Origin of the sequence: Rhizobium sp. L43 (genome assembly GCF_002531725.1) — a bacterium.
Taxonomy (GTDB): domain Bacteria; phylum Pseudomonadota; class Alphaproteobacteria; order Rhizobiales; family Rhizobiaceae; genus Rhizobium.
In genome coordinates this window covers 116,158-142,999 of sequence record NZ_NWSQ01000006.1, presented here as the reverse complement: position 1 = coordinate 142,999, position 26,842 = coordinate 116,158, and the positions used below count along the sequence as shown (strand labels likewise).

General features: G+C 62.4%; 22 protein-coding genes. 10 read left to right on the top strand and 12 right to left on the bottom strand.

Translation table 11 applies throughout. The features are described 5' to 3' along the window. Window positions 1-3: 3 nt before the first annotated feature. The 3 genes from CO667_RS09935 (at window position 4) to CO667_RS09925 (ending at window position 4,204) form a co-directional block, all read left to right on the top strand. Window positions 4-1,635 (top strand): alpha-D-glucose phosphate-specific phosphoglucomutase, encoded by a 1,632-nt coding sequence (locus CO667_RS09935; RefSeq protein WP_097618223.1) that lies wholly within the window; start codon window positions 4-6, stop codon window positions 1,633-1,635. Window positions 1,636-1,647: 12 nt separating this feature from the next. Further along, window positions 1,648-3,624 carry a glycogen debranching protein GlgX gene (gene glgX, locus CO667_RS09930; RefSeq protein WP_097618222.1) on the top strand — a complete coding sequence of 659 codons (1,977 nt, stop codon included), beginning with the start codon at window positions 1,648-1,650 and terminating at the stop codon, window positions 3,622-3,624. A gap of 91 nt (window positions 3,625-3,715) precedes the next feature. After that, a complete protein-coding gene (locus CO667_RS09925; RefSeq protein WP_097618221.1) occupies window positions 3,716-4,204 on the top strand; it encodes a MaoC family dehydratase in 489 nt (162 codons plus the stop codon). A gap of 14 nt (window positions 4,205-4,218) precedes the next feature. On the opposite strand, the gene CO667_RS09920 is transcribed toward CO667_RS09925, so the two are convergent. From CO667_RS09920 to CO667_RS09900, 5 genes are all read right to left on the bottom strand, one after another. Further along, entirely contained in the window at window positions 4,219-4,620 is a 402-nt protein-coding gene (locus tag CO667_RS09920; protein WP_097618220.1) for a VOC family protein, read from the bottom strand. Window positions 4,621-4,665: 45 nt separating this feature from the next. Beyond that, window positions 4,666-5,214, bottom strand: a complete 549-nt coding sequence (locus CO667_RS09915; protein ID WP_097618219.1) for a sarcosine oxidase subunit gamma — start codon at window positions 5,212-5,214, stop codon at window positions 4,666-4,668. Beyond that, window positions 5,207-8,200, bottom strand: a complete 2,994-nt coding sequence (locus CO667_RS09910) for a sarcosine oxidase subunit alpha (RefSeq protein ID WP_097618218.1) — start codon at window positions 8,198-8,200, stop codon at window positions 5,207-5,209. The genes CO667_RS09915 and CO667_RS09910 overlap by 8 nt, the downstream gene beginning before the upstream one ends. Then, window positions 8,197-8,538 (bottom strand): sarcosine oxidase subunit delta, encoded by a 342-nt coding sequence (locus tag CO667_RS09905; RefSeq protein ID WP_097618217.1) that lies wholly within the window; start codon window positions 8,536-8,538, stop codon window positions 8,197-8,199. Before CO667_RS09905 ends, CO667_RS09910 begins: the two co-directional genes overlap by 4 nt. A gap of 109 nt (window positions 8,539-8,647) precedes the next feature. Further along, window positions 8,648-9,901: a sarcosine oxidase subunit beta family protein gene (locus CO667_RS09900; protein WP_097618216.1), complete on the bottom strand. Its 1,254-nt coding sequence runs from the start codon at window positions 9,899-9,901 to the stop codon at window positions 8,648-8,650. A gap of 296 nt (window positions 9,902-10,197) precedes the next feature. Here CO667_RS09900 and CO667_RS09895 point away from each other — a divergent pair, with 296 nt between their 5' ends. Beyond that, a complete protein-coding gene (locus CO667_RS09895) occupies window positions 10,198-11,190 on the top strand; it encodes a FecR domain-containing protein (protein WP_097618215.1) in 993 nt (330 codons plus the stop codon). A 6-nt stretch (window positions 11,191-11,196) separates the two neighbouring features. On the opposite strand, the gene CO667_RS09890 is transcribed toward CO667_RS09895, so the two are convergent. Beyond that, the gene (locus CO667_RS09890) at window positions 11,197-13,368 is read right to left on the bottom strand and encodes an adenylate/guanylate cyclase domain-containing protein (RefSeq protein ID WP_097618214.1); all 2,172 of its coding nucleotides are present in this window, start codon (window positions 13,366-13,368) and stop codon (window positions 11,197-11,199) included. A gap of 291 nt (window positions 13,369-13,659) precedes the next feature. Here CO667_RS09890 and CO667_RS09885 point away from each other — a divergent pair, with 291 nt between their 5' ends. From CO667_RS09885 to CO667_RS09865, 5 genes are all read left to right on the top strand, one after another. Next, entirely contained in the window at window positions 13,660-15,249 is a 1,590-nt protein-coding gene (locus CO667_RS09885; protein ID WP_097618213.1) for an adenylate/guanylate cyclase domain-containing protein, read from the top strand. A gap of 175 nt (window positions 15,250-15,424) precedes the next feature. Continuing rightward, window positions 15,425-15,640 (top strand): 30S ribosomal protein S21, encoded by a 216-nt coding sequence (gene rpsU / locus CO667_RS09880; RefSeq protein WP_003542939.1) that lies wholly within the window; start codon window positions 15,425-15,427, stop codon window positions 15,638-15,640. A 132-nt stretch (window positions 15,641-15,772) separates the two neighbouring features. Beyond that, window positions 15,773-16,642 carry a tetratricopeptide repeat protein gene (locus tag CO667_RS09875; RefSeq protein WP_097618212.1) on the top strand — a complete coding sequence of 290 codons (870 nt, stop codon included), beginning with the start codon at window positions 15,773-15,775 and terminating at the stop codon, window positions 16,640-16,642. A 313-nt stretch (window positions 16,643-16,955) separates the two neighbouring features. Continuing rightward, window positions 16,956-18,608, top strand: coding sequence for a sensor histidine kinase (locus CO667_RS09870; protein ID WP_097618211.1), 1,653 nt, complete (start codon window positions 16,956-16,958; stop codon window positions 18,606-18,608). Window positions 18,609-18,669: 61 nt separating this feature from the next. Continuing rightward, window positions 18,670-19,152, top strand: coding sequence for a DUF992 domain-containing protein (locus CO667_RS09865; protein ID WP_097618210.1), 483 nt, complete (start codon window positions 18,670-18,672; stop codon window positions 19,150-19,152). A 118-nt stretch (window positions 19,153-19,270) separates the two neighbouring features. Here the strand turns inward: CO667_RS09865 and CO667_RS09860 are convergent, their stop codons facing one another. The 6 genes from CO667_RS09860 to CO667_RS09835 all read right to left on the bottom strand — a co-directional run bounded on the left by CO667_RS09860 (window position 19,271) and on the right by CO667_RS09835 (window position 25,966). Next, entirely contained in the window at window positions 19,271-20,665 is a 1,395-nt protein-coding gene (locus tag CO667_RS09860) for an NAD(P)(+) transhydrogenase (Re/Si-specific) subunit beta (protein ID WP_097618209.1), read from the bottom strand. Window positions 20,666-20,672: 7 nt separating this feature from the next. Further along, entirely contained in the window at window positions 20,673-21,071 is a 399-nt protein-coding gene (locus CO667_RS09855; RefSeq protein ID WP_003542949.1) for a proton-translocating transhydrogenase family protein, read from the bottom strand. Continuing rightward, window positions 21,071-22,219, bottom strand: a complete 1,149-nt coding sequence (locus tag CO667_RS09850; protein ID WP_097618208.1) for a Re/Si-specific NAD(P)(+) transhydrogenase subunit alpha — start codon at window positions 22,217-22,219, stop codon at window positions 21,071-21,073. The genes CO667_RS09855 and CO667_RS09850 overlap by 1 nt, the downstream gene beginning before the upstream one ends. 156 nt (window positions 22,220-22,375) lie before the next feature. After that, entirely contained in the window at window positions 22,376-22,600 is a 225-nt protein-coding gene (locus tag CO667_RS09845) for an aa3-type cytochrome c oxidase subunit IV (RefSeq protein ID WP_097618207.1), read from the bottom strand. Between the two features lie 165 nt (window positions 22,601-22,765). Further along, window positions 22,766-23,518 carry a hypothetical protein gene (locus CO667_RS09840; protein WP_097618206.1) on the bottom strand — a complete coding sequence of 251 codons (753 nt, stop codon included), beginning with the start codon at window positions 23,516-23,518 and terminating at the stop codon, window positions 22,766-22,768. Window positions 23,519-23,662: 144 nt separating this feature from the next. Further along, entirely contained in the window at window positions 23,663-25,966 is a 2,304-nt protein-coding gene (locus tag CO667_RS09835) for an EAL domain-containing protein (RefSeq protein WP_097618205.1), read from the bottom strand. Between the two features lie 322 nt (window positions 25,967-26,288). Here CO667_RS09835 and CO667_RS09830 point away from each other — a divergent pair, with 322 nt between their 5' ends. Then, window positions 26,289-26,828: a TRAP transporter small permease subunit gene (locus CO667_RS09830; RefSeq protein WP_097618204.1), complete on the top strand. Its 540-nt coding sequence runs from the start codon at window positions 26,289-26,291 to the stop codon at window positions 26,826-26,828. Window positions 26,829-26,842 lie beyond the last annotated feature (14 nt).

Sequence of the window (26,842 nt, the reverse complement as noted above, 5' to 3'; positions counted from 1 at the left end):
AAAATGATCAAGTCCGTACCCACCACGCCCTATCTGGACCAGAAACCCGGCACGTCGGGACTGCGCAAGAAGGTTCCGGTCTTCCAGCAGCCGAACTATGCGGAGAACTTCATCCAGTCGATCTTCGATTCGCTGGAAGGTTATCAGGGCAAGTGCCTCGTCATCGGCGGCGACGGACGTTACTACAATCGCGAAGTCATCCAGAAGGCGATCAAGATGGCCGCCGCCAACGGCTTCGGCAAGGTCATGGTCGGCAAGGGCGGCATCCTGTCGACGCCGGCCGCGTCCCACATCATCCGTAAGTACAAGGCTTTCGGCGGCATCATCCTCTCCGCCAGCCACAATCCCGGCGGCCCCACAGAAGATTTCGGCATCAAATACAACATCAACAATGGCGGCCCGGCGCCGGAAAAGATCACCGACGCGATGTATGCGCGCTCGAAGACGATCGACAGCTACAAGATCGCCGACTTCGCCGACGTCAATCTCGACCGCATCGGCAAGGACGAACTTCCCGGCGGCATGATCCTCTCGGTCATCGACCCGGTCGAGGACTATGCCGCACTGATGGAGGAGCTGTTCGATTTCGGCGCCATCCGCAATCTGATCAGCCTCGGCTTCCGCATCGCCTTCGATGGAATGAGCGCCGTCACCGGTCCCTATGCCAAGGAAATCTTCGAAAATCGTCTCGGCGCTCCTTTGGGCTCGGTGCGCAACTTCATGCCGCTGCCGGATTTCGGCGGTCATCATCCCGATCCGAACCCGGTTCACTGCAAGGAACTGTTCGATGAGATGATGGGCGATGACGCGCCCGATTTCGGCGCCGCGTCCGACGGCGACGGCGACCGCAACCTGATTATCGGCCGCGACATCTTCGTCACCCCCTCCGACAGCCTGGCGATCCTTGCCGCCAACGCCAATCTCGCCCCCGGCTATTCCGGCGGTCTCGCCGGCATCGCCCGTTCGATGCCGACATCGGGTGCCGCCGACCGCGTCGCCGAAAAACGCGGCATCGGCATGTACGAGACGCCGACCGGCTGGAAGTTCTTCGGCAATCTGCTCGACGCCGGCATGGCGACGATCTGCGGCGAAGAAAGCTCCGGCACCGGCTCCAGTCACGTCCGCGAAAAGGACGGTCTCTGGGCGGTGCTGCTGTGGCTGAACATTCTTGCCGTGCGCGGCGAGAGCGTCGTCGATATCGTCACGCAGCACTGGCAGACCTATGGCCGCAACTATTATTCACGCCACGATTACGAAGGCCTCGACACCGATGCGGCGAACGGCCTTGTGGACAATCTCCGCAGCCAGCTTTCCACCCTGCCCGGCAAGAGCTTCGGCAGCTTGAAGGTCGAGAAATCAGACGACTTCGCCTATCACGATCCGATCGACAAATCGGTGAGTGAGCATCAGGGCATCCGCATCCTCTTCGAAGGCGGTTCCCGCGTCGTCTTCCGCCTGTCCGGCACCGGCACGTCTGGCGCAACCTTGCGCGTCTATATCGAGCGCTACGAGCCGGATTCGACTCGCCACAACATCGAAACGCAGGAAGCGCTCGCCGATCTGATCGCGGCCGCCGAAAGCATTGCCAGCATTCGGGAACGCACGGGACGCGACGCGCCAACCGTGATCACCTGATCCGGGGGGAACATGCGGGGGTCCAGTTCGGCGCAAAGCGGCGCGATCGTCTTGGAGACCGGCGTCGAATTTGCCGTGTGGTCGCATGATGCCGCACAGATCGAACTCTGCCTCTTCGACAATGACGGCAACAGGGAATTCGCGCGCCTGCCGATGGCGCGCGACAGCAATCACACCCATCGTCTCTTCGTCGACGGGCTGAAGGCGGGCGGGCGCTATGGTTATCGCGCCGACGGTATCTACGCCCCTGAAAACGGCCTCTGGTTTGACCCCTCCAAACTGCTGATCGACCCCTACGCCAAAGAGATCGACCGGCCGTTCCGCTACGATCCGCGTCTCGGCATCTATGGCGAGGACAGCCAGGATCTGATGCCGAAGGCGATCGTCACCACCGATACCCCAGCCGATATCGGCAAGCCGCTCTTCAAACCGGGCGGCTTCATTTATGAAGTGGCGGTGCGGCCCTTCACCATTCTCCATCCCGACGTGCCGGAGGCCGAGCGCGGCACAGTCGCAGCCCTTGCCCATCCCTCCGTCGTCGCCCATCTGAAGCGGATCGGTGTCGATGCCGTCGAACTGATGCCGATCACCGCCTGGATCGACGAACGCCACCTGCCGCCGCTCGGCCTCTCCAACGGCTGGGGCTACAATCCGGTCGCCTTCATGGCCCTCGATCCGCGGCTGGCACCGGGCGGCATGGCGGAACTTCGCAAAACGGTCGCCGCTCTCCACGCCGAAGGCATCGCCGTCATCCTCGATCTCGTCTTCAACCATACCGGCGAGAGCGACCGTTACGGGACGACGCTGTCGCTGCGCGGCCTCGACAACCTGCATTATTACCGCCACGCCCAGAATGGGCCGGGCGAACTCGTCAACGACACCGGCACCGGCAACACGCTCGCCTGCGATCATCCCGAGGTCCGACGTCTCATCATCGACAGCCTGCGCCATTTCGTGCTCAACGCCGGCGTCGACGGTTTTCGCTTCGATCTCGCCCCAGTACTCGGCCGCACCGCGACGGGTTTCGAGCGCGACGGCGGAACGCTTACCGCGATCCTAGCCGACGAGGTGCTCGCCGACCGGATCATGATCGCCGAGCCCTGGGATATCGGCCCGGGCGGCTACCAGCTCGGCAATTTCCCCAGTGCCTTCCTCGAATGGAACGACCGGGTTCGCGACGATCTGCGCTGCTACTGGCGCGGCGACGATTGGAAGACCGGCGCGCTGGCGACGGCGCTCGCCGGCTCCTCCGACATCTTCGCCCGCAACGACGGCGGAGAGACGCGCAGCGTCAATTTCCTCGCCGCCCATGACGGCTTCACGCTGACCGATCTCGTCTCCTACGCCGGAAAGCACAATGACGCCAATGGCGAACACAATCGCGACGGCCACAACGAGAACCATTCCTGGAACAACGGCGTCGAGGGGGAAACCGTCTATCCCACTATCCGCAAGCGTCGCAAAGACGATGTGATGGCGCTGATATCGACGCTCTTTGCCACCCGCGGCAGCATCATGCTGACGGCGGGCGACGAGGGCGGCCGCAGCCAGCACGGCAACAACAATGCCTATTGCCAGGATAATGAAATCACCTGGCTGGACTGGAAGACCCTGAACGAGGACCTCATCGCCCACACCGCCTTCGTCTCAGGGCTGCGCCGTCGCTTCACCGTCTTTTCGGAAGCCGGCTTTTTCTCCGGAGATGGTGATGTCGAATGGATCTCGCTCTCCGGCGAAGCGATGACCGTCGTCGAATGGGAGACGCCGTCGCTCTCGACCCTCGGCATGCTGCTTATGACCGGCGACCGCTCCTCTCGGGGCGAGCAGACCCGGCTTGCCGTGCTCTTCAACCGGTCCGACAGCCGCCAGATCTTCACGCTTCCGGAAGGCGAGGCGGCCTGGCGGCAACTAACACCCGAGGAAACGAAAAAAGCCGGGACCAGCGTGACCGTCGAGCCACGCTCCGTCGCCTTTTTCGTAGAAAAATGACCGCCTCGGCCCGCCTGGGCGAATCCTTGTCGCAATCGTCATAAATGCACGATAAGGCTTTGAAGCGGCGCGCTTATCTGACGAGGAATGCATGGGCATGGAAATTTCACTCTCCGACGTGCGGGGATTGATCGGCATGGAAACGGGCCTTTCGGATTGGGTCACCGTCGACCAGACGATGATCGACGCCTTCGCGGCGGCGACCGACGACCATCAGTTCATTCATGTCGATCCCAAGCGCGCGGCGGCCGAGAGCCCCTTCGGCGGTACCATCGCCCATGGCTTCCTGACACTGTCTCTGCTGTCGACGATGAACTACAACTGCCTGCCGAAAGTGCGCGAGCAGACCATGGGCATCAATTACGGTTTCGAGCGCGTCCGCTTCATGACGCCGGTGAAAAGCGGCGCCCGCGTCCGCGGCCGCTTCCTGCTCTCCGACGCCCGCTTTCGCGGCGCCGGCATGCTGATGACCACCTATGACGTGACCATCGAAATCGAAAACGAGAAGAAGCCGGCGCTGACGGCAAAATGGATCACCATCATCCAATTCGATCCGAAGGACCGCCCCGAGGACGCGTAAGCAAAGCGCTGCTCTTATTGCTCCGGCGAATTGAAGACAGCTTCGAGAGCGTGTCCGTCCGGATCGATGACGAAGGCGGCATAATAATGCTCGCCATAATGGGGCCGCAGACCGGGACCGCCATTGTCACGGCCGCCATGCGCGATGGCCGCCGCATGAAATTGATCGACCGCCTGGTGGCTCGGGGCGGCAAAGGCCAGATGAGAACCCGGGCCGGCCGGGCGCTGACCATCCGGGCGATGTTTGATCGCCAGCTTGTCTCCGCCGCCGGGAGGTCCGTAGCCGATTGCCTGCCCTGTCTGCCCCGGCCGGATATCGTCCCAGACCCTGACATAACCGAGCGCGGCGAAGGCAGCATCGTAAAATGCCGCCGATCGCTCGATATCGGAAACGCCGAGGGAAGCATGATGCAGCATTGGCCTATCCCTTGAACAGAGGACTATGCAGGAATTGGCCCGGCCTCAATGTCCCGCATCACCGGCCGCTTCTGCCAGCAGCCCGAAGACGTAGTCGGAAAACGACCGCCAGCATTCCACCCGGAACGTATCCTCCTCCGTGCGGAGAAGCACGATCTCCGCCTTGCCGAGAATGGTGCGCGACGCGGCGCCGACCGGAAAGGAAGAAAGCGACAGATCCTGCGGGCAGCCGGCCGCAAGGGTGGTCTCGGCGCCCGGTCCCGAGACGATGATCGCGACATTGCGGTGGGAAACGTCGGTCGCCGAATGCAGCGCTCCGGCGCCGGCAAATACTGCCATCAGATCGGCGCCGGCCTCATCGATGACAAGCCACTCATCCGGCCCGATCCAGAGCGCCGATCGGGCACCGGCCCGGCCCGATGTCTTCGGGGCGGTCGGCACGGACAAGCCGAGAGCGGAGGAAAGTGCTGCAAGCGATTCCGCAGGCGCGCGCAGCGCCACCCGGCTCGCGGCCGGGGCCACCGTCAGCCGCACGTTTGCGGAGCCGCCGAGACGGCCGTCAAGCACCGGCTTGCGAATTGCGACATCAGCCATGAATGCGGCCTCCTTCCTTGTCAAAGAACACCAGATCCGTCACTTCGACGGCGATCGTCCGGTCGGGCATCGGCACGTAGAGCGTCTCTCCCATCCGCGCCCGGCCGCCGGCGACAAGCGCGAAGGCGATCGACCTGCCGCAACTTTCGGACCAGTAGGCCGAGGTGACGTGGCCGAGCATGGTCATCGGCTTCGGCTCGTTCGGGTTGGCAACGACCTGCGCACCTTCTTCGAGCACCAGCTTCGGATCCTTGGTGACGAGGCCAACCAGCTGCTTGCGCCCGTCCTTGACGAGATCCGGCCGCTGCAGCCCGCGAATGCCGACGAAATCCTTCTTTTTCTTGGAAACCGCCCAGGCAACTCCGGCGTCATCGGGGGTCACCGTCCCATCGGTATCCTGCCCGACGATGATATAACCCTTCTCGGCGCGAAGGACGTGCATCGTTTCCGTGCCGTAGACGCAAGCGCCGAGCGGTTCTGCATTGGCCCAGACCGCTTCGAGCACCGACTGGCCGTAATCGGCCGGCACGTTGATTTCGAAACCGATTTCGCCGGTGAAGGAGACGCGGAAGAGCCGCGCCGGCACGCCGCAGACCGTGCACTCGGCAACGCTCATATGCGGGAAGGCCTCGTTCGAAAGATCGACCCCTTCGACCAGCGGCGCGACGATCTCGCGCGCCTTCGGTCCCTGCACGGCGATAACAGCCCATTGTTCGGTCACCGAGGTCAGCCATACCTTCAGATCCGGGAATTCCGTCTGCAGATAGTCTTCCATGTGATGGAGAACGCGCGGCGCGCCGCCGGTCGTCGTCGTCACGTGGAAACGGTCGTCCGCCAGGCGTCCGACGACACCGTCGTCATAAACGAAGCCGTCCTCGCGGGTCATGATGCCGTAGCGGGCCTTGCCGGGCTTCAGCGTGTCCCAGGCATTGGTGTAGATGAGGTTGAGGAATTTCGCCGCATCCGGACCCACCACCTCGATCTTGCCGAGCGTCGAGGCGTCGAAGATGCCGGCCGACTCGCGCGCCGTCCGGCATTCGCGGGCGACCGCCTGATGCATGGTCTCGCCGGCCCGCGGATAGAACCAGGCGCGCTTCCAATTGCCGACATCCTCGAAAACAGCGCCATGGGCTTCTTCCCAATCATGCAGCGGCGTCTTGCGTGTCGGATCGAACAGCTCTCCACGCGAGTGGCCGACCAGTGTGCCGTAGGTGACCGGCGTATAGGGTGCACGGAAAGTGGTGAGGCCGACCTGCGGGATTTCCTTGCCGAGCATTTCGGCGGCAATCGCCAGCCCGTGCATGTTGGAAAGCTTGCCCTGGTCCGAAGCCATGCCGTTGGTCGTGAAGCGCTTGATATGCTCGATCGAATGCATGCCTTCGCGAACCGCGAGGCGGATATCCTTGGCACAGACGTCGTGCTGGAAATCGATGAAGGCCTTGGCGTTGGTCTTCGGCCCGGCGCCTTCGGCGGCGCCGATCATACCGCCCGTCCAGTCATAGGCCTGCTCGCCCGAAAGGACGATCTTCTCGCCGCCGCTTTTGCCGCTGGCCTTCGCCATCAGCTCGCCGGCGGCAAGCGATTCCTCGATCGTCCGCTGCAGGTCGTCGGTACCGTTGCAGGCGCCGACCGAGAGGCAGTCCTGCGCGTAGGTTCCGGGCAGGAAGCGCTGGCTTTCGGCATCGAAGGCGACCTTGCCGCGCGACTGCGAGAACAAATGCACGGACGGCGTCCAGCCGGCCGAAACCAGCAGCGCATCGACCGCGATCTTGCGCGGCGAGCCGCCGCCGTTGCGCGCCACCGTCATCGACGAGATGCGCAGCCGCCCCGCCGTGTTGACAACCGACTGGCCTGTGAGAACATCGATGCCGAGCGCACGCGCCTCTTCCAGCACCGCCGCTCCCGGCGCCTGCCTGACATCGACGATGGCGGCGATCGAAACGCCTGATCGTTTCAGGTCGAAGGCCGCCTCGTAAGCCGAGTCATGCGCCGTATAGATGCCGACGTTCTTGCCGACGGCAACGCCGTAATGGTTGAGATAGGTCCGCGCCGCCGAGGCCAGCATGATGCCTGGCCGGTCGTTGTTTGGGAACACCATGTGCCGTTCAATGGCGCCATTGGCGAGGATCACCCGCTTGGCCCGGATCTGCCAGAGCCGCTCGCGCGGCAGATCATGGGAGGGATTGGCGAGATGATCGGTGACGCGTTCGGCAAGGCCGACGAAATTGTGGTTGTAGTAGCCGAAGGCGGTCGTGCGGGTGAGCACTTCGACATTGTCCATCGCCTTAAACCGCGCCACGGCCTTCTGCGCCCAGGCGAAGCCTTCCTGCCCGTCGATTTTCGCACCGGCATCGTAGCGCAGCGCCCCACCGGCTTCCGCCTGCTCATCGCAGAGGATCACTCGGGCGCCGGTCTGGGCCGCGGCCAGCGCCGCCGAAAGACCGGCAACGCCGGCGCCGACCACCAGCACGTCGCAATGGGCATAGCGGCTCGCATAATGATCCGGATCGCCTTCGGTCGGCGCGACGCCGAGGCCGGCGGCGCGACGGATAAGCGGTTCGTAGACATGCTTCCAGGCGGCGCGCGGCCACATGAAGGTCTTGTAGTAGAAACCGGCGGCGAAGAATGGCGACATCAGATTGTTGATGGCGCCGACATCGCGGGCGAGCGAAGGCCAACGGTTCTGCGACTTGACGATCATGCCGTCGAAGACTTCCTGTACCGTCGCGCGCACGTTCGGCTGCTTGCGCGCCGCATCGCGGGCGACGTCGATCAGCGCATTCGGCTCCTCGGCACCGGCCGAGAGAATGCCGCGCGGACGGTGATACTTGAACGAACGTCCCAGAAGATGCACGCCGTGGGCGATCAGCGCCGAGGCGACGGTATCGCCTTCAAGCGCCGTATAGGTCTGACCGTCCAAGCTGAAGCGCGCGGTCTTGGCCGGCGTCAGGCGCCCTTTGCCGGCGATACGGTTGACGCCACTCATTGCGCCTCTCCTTCCAGGGCTTCATATGTCTCGACGGGACTATGCTGCTCGGCCTCCGCGCCGATCCGCGGCTTCGGCTCACCGGCTTTATAGGTCATGATGAACTTGTCGCTCACCGTGTCGCGCACTGCATTGAAGAAGCGCCCGCAGCCGTGAATATGGCGCCAACGTTCGAAGATCAGCCCCTTCGGATTGTCGCGCAGAAAAAAGTAGGCCTCGAATTCCTCATCTGAAATCGAAGCGATGTCGGTGGGCCGCGCGATATGCGCGTCACCCGCGCCGCGGAATTCGAGCTCGGAGCGCTCTTCCTGGCAGTAAGGGCAATGGATCAGCAGCATGTGGAAATTCCTTCTCCTCCCCTTCTCCCCAGCGGAGAGAAGGCGCCTGCAAGACGGATGAGGGGGTGAGCGACGAAAGGAGCGAGCATCCGAGCGAAAACACTCATCATCAATGCGCCACCGCCGCCGCCGCCGCTTCGTCGATCAGCCGGCCGGTGCGGAAACGCTCCAGCGTCAGCCCGGCATTGAACTTGTGCGGCTCGTCGCGGGCGATCAGATGCGCGAAGAGATTGGCCGAGCCCGGCGTCGCCTTGAAGCCGCCGGTGCCCCAGCCGCAATTGACGTAAAGCCCGGGAACCGGCGTCTTCGACTGGATCGCCGAACGATCGGGCGTATTGTCGACGATGCCGCCCCATTGCCGCATCATCTTGACGCGCCGGAACATCGGGAAGAGCTCGCAGATGGCGTCGAGCGTGTGGGTGATGATCTGCAGCCCGCCGGTCTGGGAATAGGAATTATACTGGTCGGTGCCGGCGCCGATGACCAGCTCTCCCTTATCGGACTGGGAGATATAGGCATGCACCGTGTTCGACATGACGACGCAGGGAAAGATCGGCTTCAGCGGCTCGGAGACCAGCGCCTGCAGCGGGCTCGATTGCAGCGGCACACGCACGTCAGCCATCTTCATGATGGTCGTCGTATGGCCGGCCGCCGACACGGCGACCTTTTTGGCGCCGATGAAGCCACGCGAGGTCTCGACCCCGGTCACCCGTCCGTCGGGGCCGCGGCGGATGCCGGTCACTTCGCAATTCTGGATGATGTGCACGCCGCGGTCCGAGGCTGCGCGCGCATAACCCCAGGCAACCGCGTCATGCCGCGCCGTGCCGCCGCGCCGCTGCAGTGCCGCACCGTTGATCGGGTAACGCGCGCTGGCCGAGATGTCGAGCGGCGGACAATAGGCCTTGGCCTGCTCCGGCGTCAGCCATTCATTGTCGATGCCGTAGAGCCGGTTGGCGTGGATATGCCGCTTGAACGACTGCTGGTCGTGAATATTGTGCGAGAGCATCATCACGCCGCGCGGCGAATACATCACATTGTAGTTGAGCTCCTGCGAAAGCCCTTCCCAGAGCTTCATCGAATGCTCGTAGATCTGCATGCTCTCTTCGTAGAGATAATTCGAGCGGATGATGGTGGTGTTGCGGCCGGTATTGCCGCCGCCGAGCCAGCCCTTTTCGATCACCGCCACATTGGTGATGCCGTGCTCCTTGGCGAGATAATAGGCAGCACCCAGCCCGTGGCCGCCGGCGCCGATGATGACCACGTCGTATTCGGCGCGCGGCTCCGGTGACGTCCACTGCTTCTCCCAGCCCTTGTGGCCACGAAGGGCCTCTCTCGCCACGGCAAAAACCGAATATTTCCGCATCCGCCTTCTTCTCCTTCGGGAAAGGGCTGTTCTCCGTGCCCATACAAATCGCAAATCCAAAAGCGGCACAACGGCTCTTTTGCGACGCGCGAGAGCTTTGCTTTTGACACTAAACGACATGAGGCCGAAAAGCGCGCGGTTTTGGGGCGACATCATGCGCTACTTCCCAGGGCCGTTCGCCACGATGAGGCAACCGACCTTTTCCCGGGCCGCCGGCTTGATCTAGCCCAAGTGGGCGAGAAGACAAGCAGTTACTAAAATGTTAATCCACCCTATGTTCCCGGGGTTCCTGTATCATGTGGGGTCGGCGTTCATTACTCCAGGCGCTTTGCATCGTGGTGGGCGCGCAACCGGCACTTGCCGCCGAGCCGGTCGGCCAAGCCGTCGTTATCAAGACGGAGGTGACGGGACAGAGCGGCCCGATCGAGGTCGACACCAGCGTTCATCGCAACGAGCGCATCAAGACGTCCCCCTCCGGGCTTGGCCAGTTCCTGTTCCGTGACGGCACGAAGCTCGCGGTCGGCTGGGGCTCGTCGGTCGTGATCGACAAATATGTCTTCGATGATTCCCAATCGGTCAAGAAACTCACCATCAGGGCGGCAAAGGGGACATTCCGCTGGGTCAGCGGCAACTCCAACTCTTCGGCCTACCAGATCCTGACGCCCGCCGGCACGATCGGCGTGCGCGGCACCGCTTTCGATTTCTATGTCGGTCCGGATGGCACGACCGCCGTCGTCCTGTTGAACGGCGCGGCCCGGTTTTGCGGTCCGGGCGGCTGCCGGCAGTTGCAGCAGCGTTGCGATTGCGTGGTGGCCAAGCCGAACGGCAATATGTCGGCAGCACGCCGGGTCGATCCCAGCATTCTCGATACACTCGGAAATCCCCGCGCCCTCCCCTTCCTCTCCGGCAATCAGCGACTTGCAGGCGGCATCGGCATGCTGGGCGGCTGCAATATGGCCTCGGTCGCGCCGGAAAGAAAAGACAGACAACCGCCTCCGCCGGCGATTGCGCCTGCTCCGCAAAGGCAGGACCCTCCGCAGAGGCAGGCCGAGCCGCAAAAGGAGCGGCCGAACAAGCCCGACAAGCCGCATCACGACAAGCCTCATCATGACAAACCGGATAGGCCTGACAAGCATGAGGGCCATGGCCGCCATGACGATGACGGAAAGCCGGGAAATCACGGCGAGGATCATCGCGGCCACGACCGCGACCATCATGGACATCGCGATCGCGATCATGACAACGATCGGAGCCACGACAGGGGGCGGAATTTCAACCGCGGCCGTTGAGGCCTATCAGTCGGCGGCGCTCTTTTCGATCACCTCCGGTACCTCGCGGAAATGATCGGTCCTGCCGGATATGCGCTGGTAGAATTCCGCCAGAGCGCCGGTCACCTGCACCGCCCTCAGCTTTGCCGTATCGATAAGCTTCCGGCTGTTCCGCGAATGCGATTGCAGGGCCTGCATCAACTGTCGATGAATGACTTCGAGCGCGGCGAATTCCTGGGATGCCGCCACCCGTTCATCGCCGACAATGGCAAGGATCTGCGTCCGGCTGCTCTTCCCCTTGAGTGGAAGGGCTCCCGCCTCGATCAGCGCCATTCCCCGCACTGACCGTGCCGTGCTGTCGGAGATGAGGATATCGAAGCCGACTTCCTTGCAGCATGACTCGATGCGGGCCGCGATGTTGACGGCATCGCCGACGGCCGAATAGTTGAAGCGGGTCTTAGCGCCCATATTGCCGACGCAGGCAAGGCCGGTATGGATGCCGATGCCGATGCCAACCTCCTGCTCGGGCCCGAAGCCGAAGGCATCGCCGGCGTTCAATTCGGCCAACGTTTCACGCATGGCAAGTGCGGCGCGAACTGCCTTGGTTTCGTGATCGGCCACATCGACGGGCGCATTCCAGAAGGCCATGATCGAATCGCCGATGAACTTGTCGAGCGTGCCTTCATTGGCCACGACATGACGGCTCAGCGCATCGAGCAGGGTGTTGAGGAACGCGACGACATCCGTCGGCGCCAGCCGCTCGCTGATCTCGGTGAAGCTCCTGACATCGACGAACATCACCGTCAGCTCGCGGTCGTCGCCGCCGAGGCGCAATGCATCTGGGGTATGCTCGATGCGATGGAGCAGTGACGGCGAAAGATATTGCCCGAAGGCGCGCCGCACCGCCCGCCGCTCGCGGTCGATCACCAGGATCCGGAACGACGTCGCGGCAAAATGGATGATCGAGCCGCTGACGATCGGCGCCAGCGGATCGAAAAGAAGCCCCGCATAGAGAAACGACAACCAGGATGCCAAAAGTGCCATTGCCGTAATCAGCAGGCCACAGATCAGCGCGACCGCCGGGCTGACGAAGGTCGTCACCACGACGAGCAGGCATCCGAGCACGGCAATCATCAGGATTTCCAGCCCGTCCGCCCAGTCCGGCCGCGACAGGAACTGGCCGGAGAGGATCTGCTCGACCGCCTGCGCATGCAGCGAAACGCCGGGAACGTTCTCGCCGAGGGCGGTGACGCGGATGTCCTGCAGGCCGGCCGCCGATGTGCCGACGAAGACGATGCTGCCGTCGATGGCGGCCGCGACCTCGGGAGAGGCCCCTCCGGCCGCAAGCACCTGCCGGGCGGATATGTAGTGTTCAGCCCGGTCTGGGCTGACATAGAGCCAGAGTTCGCCCGCAGCCGTCAGCGGCACGACGAAATCCCCGATCTTTACCGATGTCATGATGCCGGCGCGATCGGGCGCGCCTGACAATACATAGGTCGATACTCCCTGCGCGACGCGAAGAGCTTCGATGGCGAGATTGGGATAGAGCTGCTCGCCGTCGGTCAGGAACAGCGGCACCGCCCGCACCACCGGCGAGGGGTTGCCGGGGTTGAGGCTGATATGGCCGAGCCCGGCCGCATTGGCCTCCAACTGCGGCCTGAGCGGCGTCGAGGCGCCGAGATAGGGAGGAGCCGCGACGGGGCTTTCGCCTGTGAAGGCGAAACCCGCCTTCACAGGCGGCCGGTATTTGCCCTCGTTGGAAAGGCCAAAGCCGAGGACGACGGGCTTCTCGGCAATCGAGCGGGCGAATATCTCATCATTGTCGGGCAATTTCCTAGCAAGGGAAGGATCGACGCCTGCGACCTCGCGGACGACATTGCGCGGCGACAGCCGGTCCGGCTCGGCGAAAAGAATGTCGAAGGCGATGGCCGAAGCACCCATTTGAGAAAGCCGGTCCACCAGCAGCGCCATCCGGTCCCGCGGCCATGGCCATTGGCCGAATTCGCGCAGGGAGGCTTCGTCGATGTCGATCACCCGGACAGGCATCGGTTCGAAGGCCCTCGGAACCAGCCGCTGATATTCGTCGAACGTCACGCCGCGGATCAGCTTGAAAATCCCGGGATCGCCTGCCCGCAAGACTGTGAGCAGAGCCACGATCGCCAGGCCGATAACGACACCGATTTGCTGCGCGCGCGTCATCATCTCTCCACGCGTCCCCTCCCTCGGCCGACCGAGTAGAGCGGCCCGCATCTGCCGACGGACAGGCTACGCCGCTTTCGGTCCGAACGCCATTCGCACCTGCATTCGCAGCACGCTCTTTTCGGTCTCCCCGTGTCGCTTTTCGCCGGGCGGCCGCAAGGTCTCTTCAATATCGGCCACGCCGCCGGTTTTGGCCGAGCTTTTGCCCGGATGGCAGGGCTTCGACCTTGCCGGGCGCGCGGCGAAATGTTCTTGTAGCGATCGAAAATCGCGTGCTTTTTTTCAAGAGGAATGGAGGTCGCCTTGATTTCCGAAACCGCCGCGCGTCGCAGCGGCTACTGGCTGATCGTCGTCGTGCTGGCAATGCTCGCCGGGCTGCCGCTGGCCGTCTGGCTCGATATCAGCGATCTCTCCGGAAATACCCTGCGGCGTCAGGCGCGCGACATGAGTTCGCTGATATCGAGCATCCGCTCCTATTATTCGGCCAATGTCGTGGGCCGTGTTCTGGCCGCCCACGCCAGCGGCGCGACCGAAGGCACTGTTGTCTCTCACAACTACGCCAATATTCCAGGCGCTATCCCGCTGCCGGCCACACTGTCCCTGGAACTCGGTGACGTCATCAAGGAGCAGCAGGCCAATATCACCTACCGTTTCGTCTCCGACCTGCCGTTCAAGAGCCGCGCATCCCACGAGCTCGACGATTTCGAGACGAAAGCGCTCGCCGCGTTGCGCGCCGATCCGCAGCAGACGCTGAACGACCTCACCCGTGTCGGATTGACCGATACTTTGCGGTTCATCACCCCCGTGGTCATGGGCCAGGCCTGCGTCGCCTGCCACAACAGCCATCCCGAAAGCCCGAAGACCGATTGGAAGGTGGGCGATGTGCGCGGCATTCAGGAGGTCATCATCAGGCAGCCCTATGCGGGCAATGTCTTCGCCTTCAAATACCTGCTCTGTTATTTTCTGTTCGTCGCCATTATCGGCATCAGCTTCATTCTGCTCCAGCGGCAGCAGGCGCGCGCGATCCACAGCGCCAACCGGGATCTGGAAACGGCGAACGAGTTCCTCGCCAGCGTTTCCCTGAAGATTTCGCGTTATCTCTCGCCGCAGATCTACAAAAGCATCTTCTCCGGGCAGAAGGACGTCGTCGTCCATACCGAGCGCAAGCGCCTGACGATCTTCTTCTCCGACATCAAGGATTTCACCGCCACCACCGAGCGCCTGCAGCCGGAAGCCCTGACGGAGATGCTCAACGAATATCTGACGGAGATGTCGAACATTGCTCTGGAACATGGCGGCACGGTGGACAAGTTCATCGGCGACGCGATGCTGGTGTTTTTCGGCGACCCGGAAACCAAGGGTCCGGAGGAGGACGCGAAAGCCTGTCTGCGCATGGCCGTCGACATGCAGCGCCGTCTCGGCGAACTCAAGGACAGATGGCGCAGAAACGGCACCGAAGAGCCTTTCGTCGTCCGCATGGGCATCAACAGCGGCTATTGCAACGTCGGCAATTTCGGCAGCAACGACCGCATGGACTATACGATCATCGGAGCGGAGGCCAACCTCGCAGCCCGGCTGCAATCGATCGCTGAGGGAGGAGAGATCGTCATCAGCTACGAAACCTACGCGCTGGTGAATGAAATCGTCGCGGCCCATCCCCTGCCGCCGATCACGATGAAGGGCATACAACGCGAGATCGTGCCCTATGCGGTGGATGGGCTGACGCTCGGTGCGGATCATAAGAGCCGCGTCCTCAGCGAACATCTCGCGGGGCTCGACCTGCATCTGGATATGAGCCGGCTGGAGCCTGCCGATCGCCTTCGGGTCAGGACGGCGCTCAAGGAGGCGATCGCCGCGCTGGACGAAGCCGCGGGATCGTGACCGGATAGGACAAGCGTGATTTTTCCGCCCGCTTCCCATATCCATCTGGACTTCCCATACCCGATCTGCTATCTCGCATCACCAATCGCAAGGCTGCGGCCGCGCGAACGTTATTGTTTTGCCTCTGGCCGCTGCGCCGCCTCCGGCATCAACCAACCAAAGGAACGTGATTCTCGTGCAGGTACTTGTCCGCGATAACAATGTCGATCAGGCTCTCCGCGCTCTCAAGAAGAAGATGCAGCGCGAAGGCATTTTCCGCGAAATGAAGATGCGCGACTACTACGAGAAGCCGTCGCAGAAGCGTGCTCGCGAAAAGGCTGAAGCTGTTCGCCGCGTTCGCAAGCTGGCCCGCAAGCGCGCCCAGCGCGAAGGTCTGGTCGCAGCACGCTGAGCGTTGCTGTCGTTTTTTTGACGTTTTCAGATGCATTGTGGCGGGGGCGATAGGTTCGCCGCCGCCTTTTTAGTTTGCCGCTGAATCGCATGTCCGCATACCGGATGTGCCGCATGGGGAAAGCGAGCCCGAATGGCAGTCATCACCTTCAATCCGTCCCGCGCTTGGCGCTTGCAGAAAACCGCCTTCCTGCCGGCTTTGGCGCTGGCGGCAATGTTCGGCCTTGCAGGCTGTGAGACGACCCCCACCTCCGATGCGGTCATCAGCATCGACAAGGCGCAGGGCTCGGAAGAGAATATCGCGTCGCTGACGGCTGTTATCAACGCCAACCCCAGGGATCCCGAGGGCTACAATGTCCGCGGCTCCGCCTATGGCCGCGGCGGCGAATTCCGCAAGGCGCTGAACGATTTCAACACGGCGCTGCAGATCAATCCGCGGTTTTTCCAGGCTTACGCCAACCGCGCCCTCGTCTATCGCAACATGGGCCAGCAAGCCCAGGCGATTGGCGACTACAATGCTGCCCTGCAGATCAATCCGAGCTATGACGTCGCCTATATCGGCCGCGGCAATGTCTATCGCATGGCCGGCCAAGACGATCAGGCCTTCAACGACTTCGACAAGGCGATCCAGCTCGGCACCACCGATGGCCGCGCCTATCACAATCGTGGCCTGATCTATCAGAAGCGCAATCAGCAGGACAAGGCGATCGACGACTTCTCGAAAGCGATCTCGCTCGCGCCGAATTCCGCCGAGCCCTATAACGGCCGCGGCATTTCCTATATCGCACTGAACGACGACGACAACGCGTTTGCCGATTTCAACCATGCGATCGAGCTCAACGGCAACATCGCCGAATCCTGGGCCAATCAGGCCCTCGTCTACGAACGCCGCGGCGACAAGGCGAAGGCCGCTCGGTCCTATCGCCACGCGGTCGGCCTCGATCCGAAGTACCAGCCGGCCCGCGACGGCCTTGCCCGCGTCGGCGTCGCCCCAGCCGGCTAACGATATGGTCGGGCGGCAGGAGCGATCCTGCCGCAAAAGCGGCCGCACGGCCTCAAAACGAGACGCCGCAAAAGATCCGCCGCTCTCGACGACCTGTCATAGTATGTTGCAACCTGCTCTTGCTCCCCCTAACATGGCGCTGCTTCGATAGCCCGCTATCGGGCATTCTAAAACGAGTTGAGGGCGGTTTGCGAGAGATGCGGATCTTTGCTTTCCTGGCCGCAAACGAAAACCGTTGCGGGCCACGCGCATCACAGCGCCGCGCGTCTTTTCAGACGGGCAAAAGACCCTGTAACACTCTGTGGCGCACCAGATGAAGATTGTCGCGCTGTTCTTTCCCAAAGCCTCGATCGGCACCTATCTCGTCGCCATGGCAGTGGCGATCGCGCTGCCGATCTTCGCCTTTGTGACGCTGCTTCTGCTACAGCTGGAAGACAACCAGCGTTCGACGCTGCGGCGCGAGACGGCCCAGGATGCGCTCGCTCTTTCGCGCATCATCGACCGCCAGCTTCAGGATATGGCAACGACGCTGCGGCTGCTTTCGAGCTCGCCGGAGCTTGAAAACGGCAATCTCGCCGCTTTCCATCAGCGCACCGAAACAGCCCTCAGAGACAATACGCTTTATGTCATTGCCGTCGACCGGACCGGCCAGCAACTCTTGAACACGCGCCGGGCGTTCGGCACTCCGCTTGGCGAGATAGCCAACACTGCCGCCCTCCAGTCGGCCCTGACCTCCGGTCGCATCGAAGCATCAGACGTCTTTCGCGGCCGCACCAGCGGCGACTGGGTCTATAATGTGACCCTGCCGCGGAAAAATGATCCCGTCGCAGCCCTCATCATCACCCAGGACGCCAAGGATCTGGGCAAGCTCGTGACGACGGAGGGTCTTGCCCCCGGCTGGTCGGCCGCCGTCATCGATCAGAGCGGCCGCGTCGTCGCCGCCACCGGCCCCGCCAATCTCGAACCCGGCACGCCCTTCGATCCGCGCATCCTGCCGGCCTTCACTGCTTCCCGCGGCGTCTTCCAGGACGAGACGATCCTGCCGCACATGCTGCTCGGCTATGCCCGGATTCCCGGCTGGTCGTGGAAGACGGTGATCTGGGGACCGATCGCCCAGGCATCGATCCTCAGCACCTGGCGTTTCCTCATCATCGGCGGCGTGGCCCTTGTGCTCGTCGCCGTGCTGGGCGCCTACGCCGTCGCACGGCAGGTGCGCACCACCATCCGCGATATCGCCGAAATGGCGAACCGCATGGGCGAAGGCCATATCGTCTCGCCGGTCGAGACCAGCGTCATCGAGGCGAACCAGGTGGCGATCGCCCTTTCGAATGCCTCTTTCGATCGCAGCCAGACCGAGGACCGGCTGCGCTTCGTCATGCATGAGCTCGTCCACCGCACCAAGAACCTTCTGACGCTTGCCCAGGCAATGATGCGTCAGCTCGCCAAGCAAGCCGACAGCGTCGAGACCTTCCAGGCCGCCGTCGCCGATCGCCTCGACGGGCTGGTGCGTTCGATCGAACTCCTGACCAGCGAGCAATGGGGAGGTGTGTCGCTGCGGCGGGTCGTCGACATCCATCTGCAGGCCTTCCCCCAATCGCGCGAACAGATCGATATCACGGGCAAAGATTTCGTGCTGAAGCCGGATGCAGTGCAGAATCTCGGCCTCGCCTTGCATGAACTCGCCACCAATTCGGTGAAATACGGCGCACTCTCCGTGCCGCAAGGCCGTGTCCGCTTCGAATGGCATGACGTCAAGGAGGAGGACAAACCGGATGCCTTGCTCCGCTTCACCTGGGAAGAGCGCGGCGGCCCGCCTGTTGTCGAGCCATCGCGCTCGGGCTTCGGCACTACCGTCATCAAGGCTCATGCCGCCTCGGCTTTCCGCGGTGCGGTGCAGGTCGATTTCCTGCCCGAAGGCCTGCGCTGGGTGCTGACGGCGCAGCGCGCCATGCTGGAACGGGATTAGACTCCAGGAACAATCACCATCTCCACCCGTTTCGGACAGGTCGTTCCAAAGGAGAAAGACCATGTTCAAGCAAACCATGATCGCAGCCGCGGCGCTGGCGGCCGCTGCCTGGGCAGGCCCGGCGGGCGCGGAAAGCTATGTCACGCTTGGCCGTCTGGTCTGCGGATCGGATGGCGGCCAGGGCCTGATCGTCACCTCGCAGAAGAACCTCATCTGCACCTATACGCCGGCATCCGGCGGCGCCAAGGCGGTCTATGCCGGCAAGATCGAGAAATTCGGCATTGATATCGGCCAGACCGGCAAAAGCGTGATGATCTGGCAGGTGCTGGCCAAGACCGGCACGGATGTCCCGCAATTCGCCCTTGCCGGTGAATATTACGGCATCGGCGCCGATGCGAGCGTGGGCGCAGGCGCCGGCGCCAAAGTGATCGCCGGCGGCACCAACAAGGCCTTCATGCTGCAGCCATTGAATGTCCAGGCCCAGGAAGGGCTGAACCTGGCGATCGGCGTCGAGAAGATGACCCTCGTGCCGGGCGAGATATGACGAACGCCCACGCCTGGAGCAATTCCAGCAAAAGTGCGTCGCGGTTTTGCGTCCGGAATTGCGTGATAGAGCATTTTCGTGAATCAAACAGCCGCGAGGGCGGCTGTATCTGCGTCGATCAATGCGCGATCGCCTTGTTGATATCCTCGGTCATCTTCTTGGCGTCGCCGAGCAGCATCATGGTGCCGTCCTTGTAGAACAGCGTATTGTCGATGCCGGCATAACCCGAGCCGAGCGAGCGTTTGACGAAGAGGCAGGTCTTTGCCCGGTCGACGTCGAGGATCGGCATGCCGTAGATCGGCGAGGTTTTGTCGTCGCGCGCGGCCGGATTGGTGACATCATTGGCGCCGATGACATAGGCGACATCGGCCTGGGCGAATTCCGAATTGATGTCCTCGAGCTCGAAGACCTCGTCATAGGGAACATTCGCTTCGGCAAGCAGCACGTTCATATGGCCGGGCATGCGGCCGGCGACCGGGTGGATCGCATATTTCACCTCGACGCCGTTCTTCTTCAGATTGTCGGCGAGTTCGCGCAGCGCATGCTGGGCCTGGGCGACCGCCATGCCGTATCCCGGCACGATGATCACCTTGGATGCATTCGCCATCAGGTAGGCCGCATCCTCGGCGGAGCCGAGCTTGACCGTCTTATCAGAGGTATCGGGCCCACTGGCCGCCGTCTCGCCGCCGAAACCGCCGAGGATGACCGAAACGAAGGAACGGTTCATACCCTTGCACATGATGTAGGAGAGGATCGCGCCGGAGGAACCGACGAGCGCGCCGGTGATGATCAGCGCCAGATTGCCGAGCGTAAAGCCGATACCGGCCGCGGCCCAGCCGGAATAGGAGTTCAGCATCGAGACGACGACCGGCATATCGGCCCCGCCGATCGGCACGATCAGCAGGACGCCGAGCGCCAGCGACAGCGCCACGACGGCCCAGAAGTCGAAATGGCTTTCGGTGGCGGCAAGCCCGATGATGAAGAGCACGATCAGCACCAGCAGGCTGGCATTGATCACATGCCGGTAGGGCAGCAGGATCGGCTTGCCGGACATGCGCCCGTCGAGCTTCAGGAAGGCGATGATCGAACCGGTGAAGGTCAGCGCTCCGATCGCCACGCCAAGCGCCATCTCGATGCGCGCCTCGGTGTGAATCTGGCCGATCTCGCCGATGCCGAAGGAGGCGGGCGTATAGAGCGCCGAGGCCGCGACCAGCACGGCGGCGAGGCCGACCAGCGAATGGAAGCCGGCGACCAGCTGCGGCATCGAAGTCATTGGGATGGTGCGAGCGACATAGGCGCCGACGCTGCCGCCGATGGCAAGGCCGAGGACGATCAGTACGAAGCCGCCGAAGGTCGGTGTGGCCAGCACGAGCGTCGTCAGGATGGCGATCCCCATACCGATCATGCCATAGAGATTGCCCTTGCGGCTGGTGGCCGGATGAGAGAGGCCGCGCAGCGCCAGGATGAAGAGAACGCCGGAGACGAGGTAGAGGAAGGCTGCGATATTGGTCATCACTCGCTTACCTGTCCTTCTTGCGGTACATCGAAAGCATTCGCTGCGTGACCAGGAAGCCGCCGAAAATGTTCACCGAGACGAGCACGAGGGCAACGAAGCCGAAACCGGTCGCAAGCCCGCTTGTGGAGATGCCGACCGCCAGCAGCGCGCCGACGACGATGACCGAGGAAATCGCGTTGGTGACGGCCATCAGCGGCGTATGCAGTGCCGGCGTTACCGACCACACGACGTAATAGCCGACGAAAATCGACAAGACGAAGATCGCCAGCTGAAAGACGAACGGATCGATCGCCCCGCCGGTCGCAGCGCTTGCCGCTTCCGGTGCCTGGGCCGCCGCCGTGATGACGGCGGTCACCGCCTGGTCGAGCTGCTCCAGCGCTCTGTCCATTGCTTCACTGGCCATCACATGTCTCCCTTCTTCGCGCCGCCGAAGGCGGGATGAACCACATCGCCGGCATAGGTCAGCATCGTCGCCTTGACGAGCTCATCGTCGAGATTGGCGACGATCGTCTTCGTTTCCTTGTTGACCATGGTCTCGAGGAAGGTGACGAGGTTCTTGGCGTAGAGCGCCGAGGCGCTGGCCGCGACCCGGCCCGGCATGTTGGCGAAACCGATCACCCGCACACCTTCGACATCGGCGATCTCGCCGGCAACGACACCCTCGATATTGCCGCCGCGTTCGACCGCGAGATCGACGGCGACCGCACCCGGCTTCATCGCGGCAAGCATGGCGCGCGAAACGAGCCGCGGCGCCGCGCGACCGGGGATCAGCGCGGTGGTGATGACGATATCCTGCTTGGCGATGTGTTCGGCGACCAGGGCTGCCTGTTTCGCCTGGTAGTCGGCCGACATCTCCTTGGCATAGCCGCCGGCCGTTTCCGCCGCCTTGAACTCCTCGTCCTCGACGGCAATGAACTTGGCGCCGAGCGAGGCGACCTGTTCCTTGGCGGCCGGGCGGACGTCGGTAGCCGAGACCGCCGCACCGAGGCGACGGGCGGTCGCAATCGCCTGGAGGCCGGCAACGCCCGCCCCCATGACGAAAACCTTGGCGGCCGGAACGGTGCCGGCTGCCGTCATCATCATCGGCATGGCACGGTCATAGACACCAGCCGCCTCGATGACGGCCTGGTAGCCGGCGAGATTGGCCTGCGACGAAAGCACGTCCATCGACTGGGCACGGGTGATGCGCGGCATCAGTTCCATCGCGAAAGCCGAAAGCCCGGCACTTGCCAGAGCCGCGATCGCCTCGTCATTGCCGTAGGGATCCATGATGGCGATGACGACAGCGCCGCTCCTGTAACCGGCGATTTCCGACGGGCTCGGACGGCGCACCTTCAGCACCACATCGGCGGAGGCGGCATCGGCAAAGCTGCCGACCCTTGCGCCCGCGGCCTCGAATTCTCCGTCCGGAATGCGTGAAGCCGCACCGGCGCCGGCTTCGACGACGACGTCGAAGCCGAAACTCTTCATTTTCTTCACGGTCTCGGCGGAGGCCGCGACCCGCGTCTCCTCGCCCGCAATTTCCCTTGCAACGAAAACGATATTGCCCAACTGCCCCCCTCCTCCGGGTCAGCCAGACCGCCGCAGGCTTGCCTGCGCGGGTCAAGCACCTGATTCACAAAGCTTCGGAGAAGCTCTCCTCCCCTCAGAGCGCCCTGCGTCCTTTCGGACGCACAAAGGACGCTCCGACCCTCTGAATCGACGCGATCAGCGGAACAGGAAGATGCCGATGGCGAGAAGAATGATGAAGACGAAGAGACCGCCGAGAAGGCCGGCGCCGCCGAAGAAGCCGGCGGTCATCGCCAGCAGGAGGACGATGAGAAGCATCGAGCCGTATTTCGCGCCGGCGATGAACATGTCGTAGGTTTTTTCATGTTCCTTGTAATCCATCGGCGCGCCGGTCTCGACCGGTCCGGTATGATGTTCGGCCATAAATATCGTCTCCCTCAAATGCCTTTGCGCAGCCTGATTCCCTCGCCGAACGAGGGAAATCCCTGGCTGCAGGGATTACACAATGACAGGCGAAAGCGCAATGCATGAGAATGCCGCAGCCGCGCTTCGCAACCGCCGTCTCTTATGGGCGGGGAGAAGAAGAAATCAGAGTGGCAGATCGGTGCCGAGCTCGCCCGGCGGTACGAAACGCGCCGTCGGAATGATGGTGAGCGGCGGCAGCGTGTCGTTGGGATTGCGCGAAAACATCATGCGCTGCTCGCTGGCGCTGGAGATGAAGAAAGGATAGCGCGTCAACAGCTTGCGCCCAACCTCGATCACATTCGTCGCCATCAGCGTCACGTCAACTCCGTAACTCTCCGCCAGCCGGCCGGGCACGATGGTATCGGCATAGAAGACCCGCTTGTAGAAGGCGGCATGCGGGGGCCGGACGGACTGAATAACGCGGTCCGCCCGGAAATACGCTGCCGCAACGATGGCGGGTCTCAGCGTCAGATAGGGAACCCATGGCATGTCGGCCGTGAGCTCCGGATCGGCCGCGAAACGCGCCGGGTCGATCAAGGTCAGCCCGGCGTCCAAAAGCTCATCCATCGCCTCGGGAAAGGCCTCGCCGGACCGGCTGATACGATGCTCCGGCGTCACATAATGAATTCGGATCGTACTGACGAGTTCACCATAATAGTACAGACCGAAGATATAGGCATGGCTGTCGAAATCGACATCGTCCAATAGGCCTTCCGGGGCAAGCGACAGCGCGCCGTGGGCCTTGTAGGCCTTGTAGCGCAGCCGTTCCACCTCCGCCATGTCTTCGCCGCTTTCGACACGGCGATACTCGACGTGATCCAGAATTTCCAGGATTTTCCTGCTGAAATCGCCACGCGTAAAAAGTGTATCTGACATTCTCTCGATCCGCTCGTTAACGGATCATTAATCATACGCCACCGAGATTTAGGCAAGGAAATCCGATAATTCGCATTGTATATAAAGTATTAAGGTTAACGGCGCGGGGGATTTTCAGCAAAGGATCCGGCCGCTGCAGGGCGTTCAGGCGACCTTGTTGCGGCGGCGTTGCACGACGCGGCGGCCGATGCCCTGCTGAAGCAGCGTGATGTTCTGGGAAGGCACCGGCTGCGAGAAAACATAGCCCTGTACCAGATCGGTACTGCGGTGCTTGTTAAGCAGGGCGAGCTGCTCCTCGGTCTCGACGCCCTCGATGACGATCTTCAGGCCGAGTTCGCGAGCGAGATGGACCGTACCGCGCAACAGCTTGAGGCGGCGGGTATCCTCGACGATGTTGCGCACGAAGGAGCGGTCGATCTTGACGATATCGAGCGGCAGGGTGTCGAGATAGCTGAGGCTGGAGAAGCCGGTACCGAAATCGTCGATGGCGATGGTGATGCCGCGAGCCCTGAGCTCCGCCAGGATGGCGCGAACGGCCGCCGGCTCGTCGATCAGGCAGCTTTCCGTGACTTCGAGATGCAGCCGCGCCGCGTCGAGGCCGGAATGGGCAAGCGCTTCGGCGACCACCTGGAGGATGTCGGCATCCCTGAGATCCCGCGCTGAGAGGTTGACCGAGACGGCGATATGGTCCGGCCAGTTCATGCATTCGCTGCATGCCTTGAACAGGACGAAGCGGGTGATGTCGGAGATGATGCCCATATCCTCGGCGAGCCGGATAAAGACATCGGGCGGGATCGAGCCCCTCTCCGGATGCACCCAGCGCGCCAAGGCTTCGGCGCATTCGATGCGCGAGCCGTCGGCTCGGAACATCGGCTGGAAGACGAGATGCAGCGCCTGTGCCGAAACCGCATCGCGCAGATCCGCCTTCAGCTTCTGCTGCTCGATATAGCGGCCATCCATCTCGCGCTCGAAGCCTGAAATGCCGCCCTTGAAGCGCGACTTGCTTTCGAACAGCGCAAGATCCGCCTTGACGCTCCATTCGTCCATCGCGAAGGCGGTGCTTTCGAGGATCGCGTAGCCGGCGCTGAGCGAAACGAGGAAGGTCAGCCCATCGACCTCGTAGTTCCCCTGGATCGCGGCGTGCACGCGGCGGATCTCGATATCGAGCGAGGCCGGCTCCTTCGCATGCGGGAAAAACAGGATAAACTGGTCGCCCATCAGCCGGCCGAGAATGGCGTTGCCGGAAGCCTGCTTGATGTGGGCAGCGATCGCACAGAGCAGATGGTCGCCGGTGACATGGCCGCGCATGTCGTTGACATGCTTGAACTCGTCGATATCGAGCACCATGAAGCCGAGTGGTCCCGACTTCCTCGGATGTTTGGCGAGATAGTCCTGCACCAGCTGGCCGAAATATTCCCGGTTGGGCAGGCCGGTCATCGCATCGAAGCGCACCATGTGCAGGATCTTCTGCTCCGCCTTCACCCGGCTCGACACGTCCTCGAAGATCAGCACGGCGCCGCCGTCGGCCCTGCGGCTGGCGGAGAATTCGAGCGACAGGCTCTCGGGAAAATGAATGAGCGTGCGCGACAGGTTGCCTTCGGCCACCTGGGTCAGCTGGCGCAGGATGAGCTCCGGCTGCGAGGCGTCCATGAAGCTGTAGCGCGCGCCATAGCGCAGCACGGCGCCGAGGTCGCGATCCTTCAGCCGTTCCGGCGCACCGATCTTCAACAGCTCGCAGGCCTTGCGATTGACGACCTGAATGCGGTTTTCGGCATCGACCATGACGAGGCCGTGCGGCATGTTGTTGAGCGCCGTATCGAAACGATCGGCGATAATGGTGATTTCCCGGCGCGCGATGACGTTTTCATAGAGAAATTCGCGCACGCCATTCGCCATGGCCCGCGTCGTCAGCCAGAAAGGAATGAGGAAGATCGACAGCACGCCGCGATAGAAATCCATCGCCAGCAGGCTGCAGACAATCATCGGCAGGCAGCAGAAGAACGTCTGGAGGTCGACTGCGAAGCGCGAACCGTAATTGCGGCCGACGACGGAAACCATGGTCGCCATGGTGACGGAAATGCAGGCAAGTTCCGCAAAGGAATCATGCACGACGAAGATAGCGTAGCCGCTGGCGATGCCGAGCAGCGCGGTGGTACAGGCTCCACTGGCAACAAGAATCCGCTCCCAACGCTCGATGTCGGCGCGCGACAGGCTGTCCTTGTCGACGCGATCGAACCGACGGAAGATGACCATGCGAGCGCCGAAGACCAGAAGGAAGGCGGCCGACAGCAGGATGTAGATGGAGTATTGCGTCTTGGCGGCCACTGCAAGGCACGTCGCAACATGCACGATCACGCCAACAAGAAGCGTCATGCGGTTCCCGGAAAGGGAACTCACAAACGACAGATACACATCTAAAGGGACCCTGTTCGGGTTATCTGGCTTCATCCACACTTTCCCTGTGCGCGGGGATTCTAAGCCCAACCCTTTAAAAATTGATTTCAATGGAATCAAACATTTGGGCAAATTTTCTAAAACCAGAGGGTGAACTGCACAGCTTACACGCGTCAATGCAGCCTACTGGCGAGATTAGTGAAATATCCACGCCTGGGTTGTTGGAATATTCGACAGTCGGATGAGCCGACCCACGCAGGTAAGACTATACTCCAAGGCGAGGCATTTATCCTTCCAATTTCAAAGGCCGTGGTCTACATCGATTGCAAGAGGGAAAACTGCCGGAAACCGGCAGGACAAGAACAAGGGGAGGCGAATGTCGGTACTTCTGGCAATAAGCCGGCTGATCGACCGGATCAGCCAGTTCATGGGCAAAATTTCCGAATATATGGTCCTGTTCTGCTGTCTGATCAGCGCCGGAAACGCCATCGTCCGCTATGCCTTCAACTACAGTTCGAACGGCTGGCTGGAGATCCAGTGGTATCTCTTCGCTTTCGTCGTGCTGCTCGGCGCCTCGCATGCGCTGCGCAATAACGAGCATGTCCGCGTCGACCTGATCTATGGCTCGGTTTCCGACCGGGCGAAGATCTGGATCGACATCTTCGGCCTCATCCTCTTCCTCATCCCCGTCTGCATCTTCCTCGCCTGGGTCTCCTGGCCCTTCTTCGCGCTCTCCTATCGGCAGGGGGAAATATCGGGCAATGCCGGTGGGCTGATCCGCTGGCCCGTCAAGCTGGTCCTCGTCGCCGGTTTCGCGCTGCTTTCCCTTCAGGGCGTTTCCGAACTGATCAAGCGGATCGCAGCCGTGACCGGCCATATCAGCATCGACACAAAATACGAAAAGCCGCTGCAGTAACGCGCGCCTGGAGG

Excerpts from the sequence above, each read along its gene's own strand:
- CO667_RS09935 (WP_097618223.1), top strand. The coding sequence starts at position 4 with ATGATCAAGTCCGTACCCACCACGCCCTATCTGGACCAGAAACCCGGC.
- glgX (WP_097618222.1), top strand. The coding sequence starts at position 1,648 with ATGCGGGGGTCCAGTTCGGCGCAAAGCGGCGCGATCGTCTTGGAGACC.
- CO667_RS09925 (WP_097618221.1), top strand. The coding sequence starts at position 3,716 with ATGGGCATGGAAATTTCACTCTCCGACGTGCGGGGATTGATCGGCATG.
- CO667_RS09920 (WP_097618220.1), bottom strand. The coding sequence starts at position 4,620 with ATGCTGCATCATGCTTCCCTCGGCGTTTCCGATATCGAGCGATCGGCG.
- CO667_RS09915 (WP_097618219.1), bottom strand. The coding sequence starts at position 5,214 with ATGGCTGATGTCGCAATTCGCAAGCCGGTGCTTGACGGCCGTCTCGGC.
- CO667_RS09910 (WP_097618218.1), bottom strand. The coding sequence starts at position 8,200 with ATGAGTGGCGTCAACCGTATCGCCGGCAAAGGGCGCCTGACGCCGGCC.
- CO667_RS09905 (WP_097618217.1), bottom strand. The coding sequence starts at position 8,538 with ATGCTGCTGATCCATTGCCCTTACTGCCAGGAAGAGCGCTCCGAGCTC.
- CO667_RS09900 (WP_097618216.1), bottom strand. The coding sequence starts at position 9,901 with ATGCGGAAATATTCGGTTTTTGCCGTGGCGAGAGAGGCCCTTCGTGGC.
- CO667_RS09895 (WP_097618215.1), top strand. The coding sequence starts at position 10,198 with ATGTGGGGTCGGCGTTCATTACTCCAGGCGCTTTGCATCGTGGTGGGC.
- CO667_RS09890 (WP_097618214.1), bottom strand. The coding sequence starts at position 13,368 with ATGACGCGCGCGCAGCAAATCGGTGTCGTTATCGGCCTGGCGATCGTG.
- CO667_RS09885 (WP_097618213.1), top strand. The coding sequence starts at position 13,660 with ATGGAGGTCGCCTTGATTTCCGAAACCGCCGCGCGTCGCAGCGGCTAC.
- CO667_RS09875 (WP_097618212.1), top strand. The coding sequence starts at position 15,773 with ATGGCAGTCATCACCTTCAATCCGTCCCGCGCTTGGCGCTTGCAGAAA.
- CO667_RS09870 (WP_097618211.1), top strand. The coding sequence starts at position 16,956 with ATGAAGATTGTCGCGCTGTTCTTTCCCAAAGCCTCGATCGGCACCTAT.
- CO667_RS09865 (WP_097618210.1), top strand. The coding sequence starts at position 18,670 with ATGTTCAAGCAAACCATGATCGCAGCCGCGGCGCTGGCGGCCGCTGCC.
- CO667_RS09860 (WP_097618209.1), bottom strand. The coding sequence starts at position 20,665 with ATGACCAATATCGCAGCCTTCCTCTACCTCGTCTCCGGCGTTCTCTTC.
- CO667_RS09855 (WP_003542949.1), bottom strand. The coding sequence starts at position 21,071 with ATGGCCAGTGAAGCAATGGACAGAGCGCTGGAGCAGCTCGACCAGGCG.
- CO667_RS09845 (WP_097618207.1), bottom strand. The coding sequence starts at position 22,600 with ATGGCCGAACATCATACCGGACCGGTCGAGACCGGCGCGCCGATGGAT.
- CO667_RS09840 (WP_097618206.1), bottom strand. The coding sequence starts at position 23,518 with ATGTCAGATACACTTTTTACGCGTGGCGATTTCAGCAGGAAAATCCTG.
- CO667_RS09835 (WP_097618205.1), bottom strand. The coding sequence starts at position 25,966 with ATGAAGCCAGATAACCCGAACAGGGTCCCTTTAGATGTGTATCTGTCG.
- CO667_RS09830 (WP_097618204.1), top strand. The coding sequence starts at position 26,289 with ATGTCGGTACTTCTGGCAATAAGCCGGCTGATCGACCGGATCAGCCAG.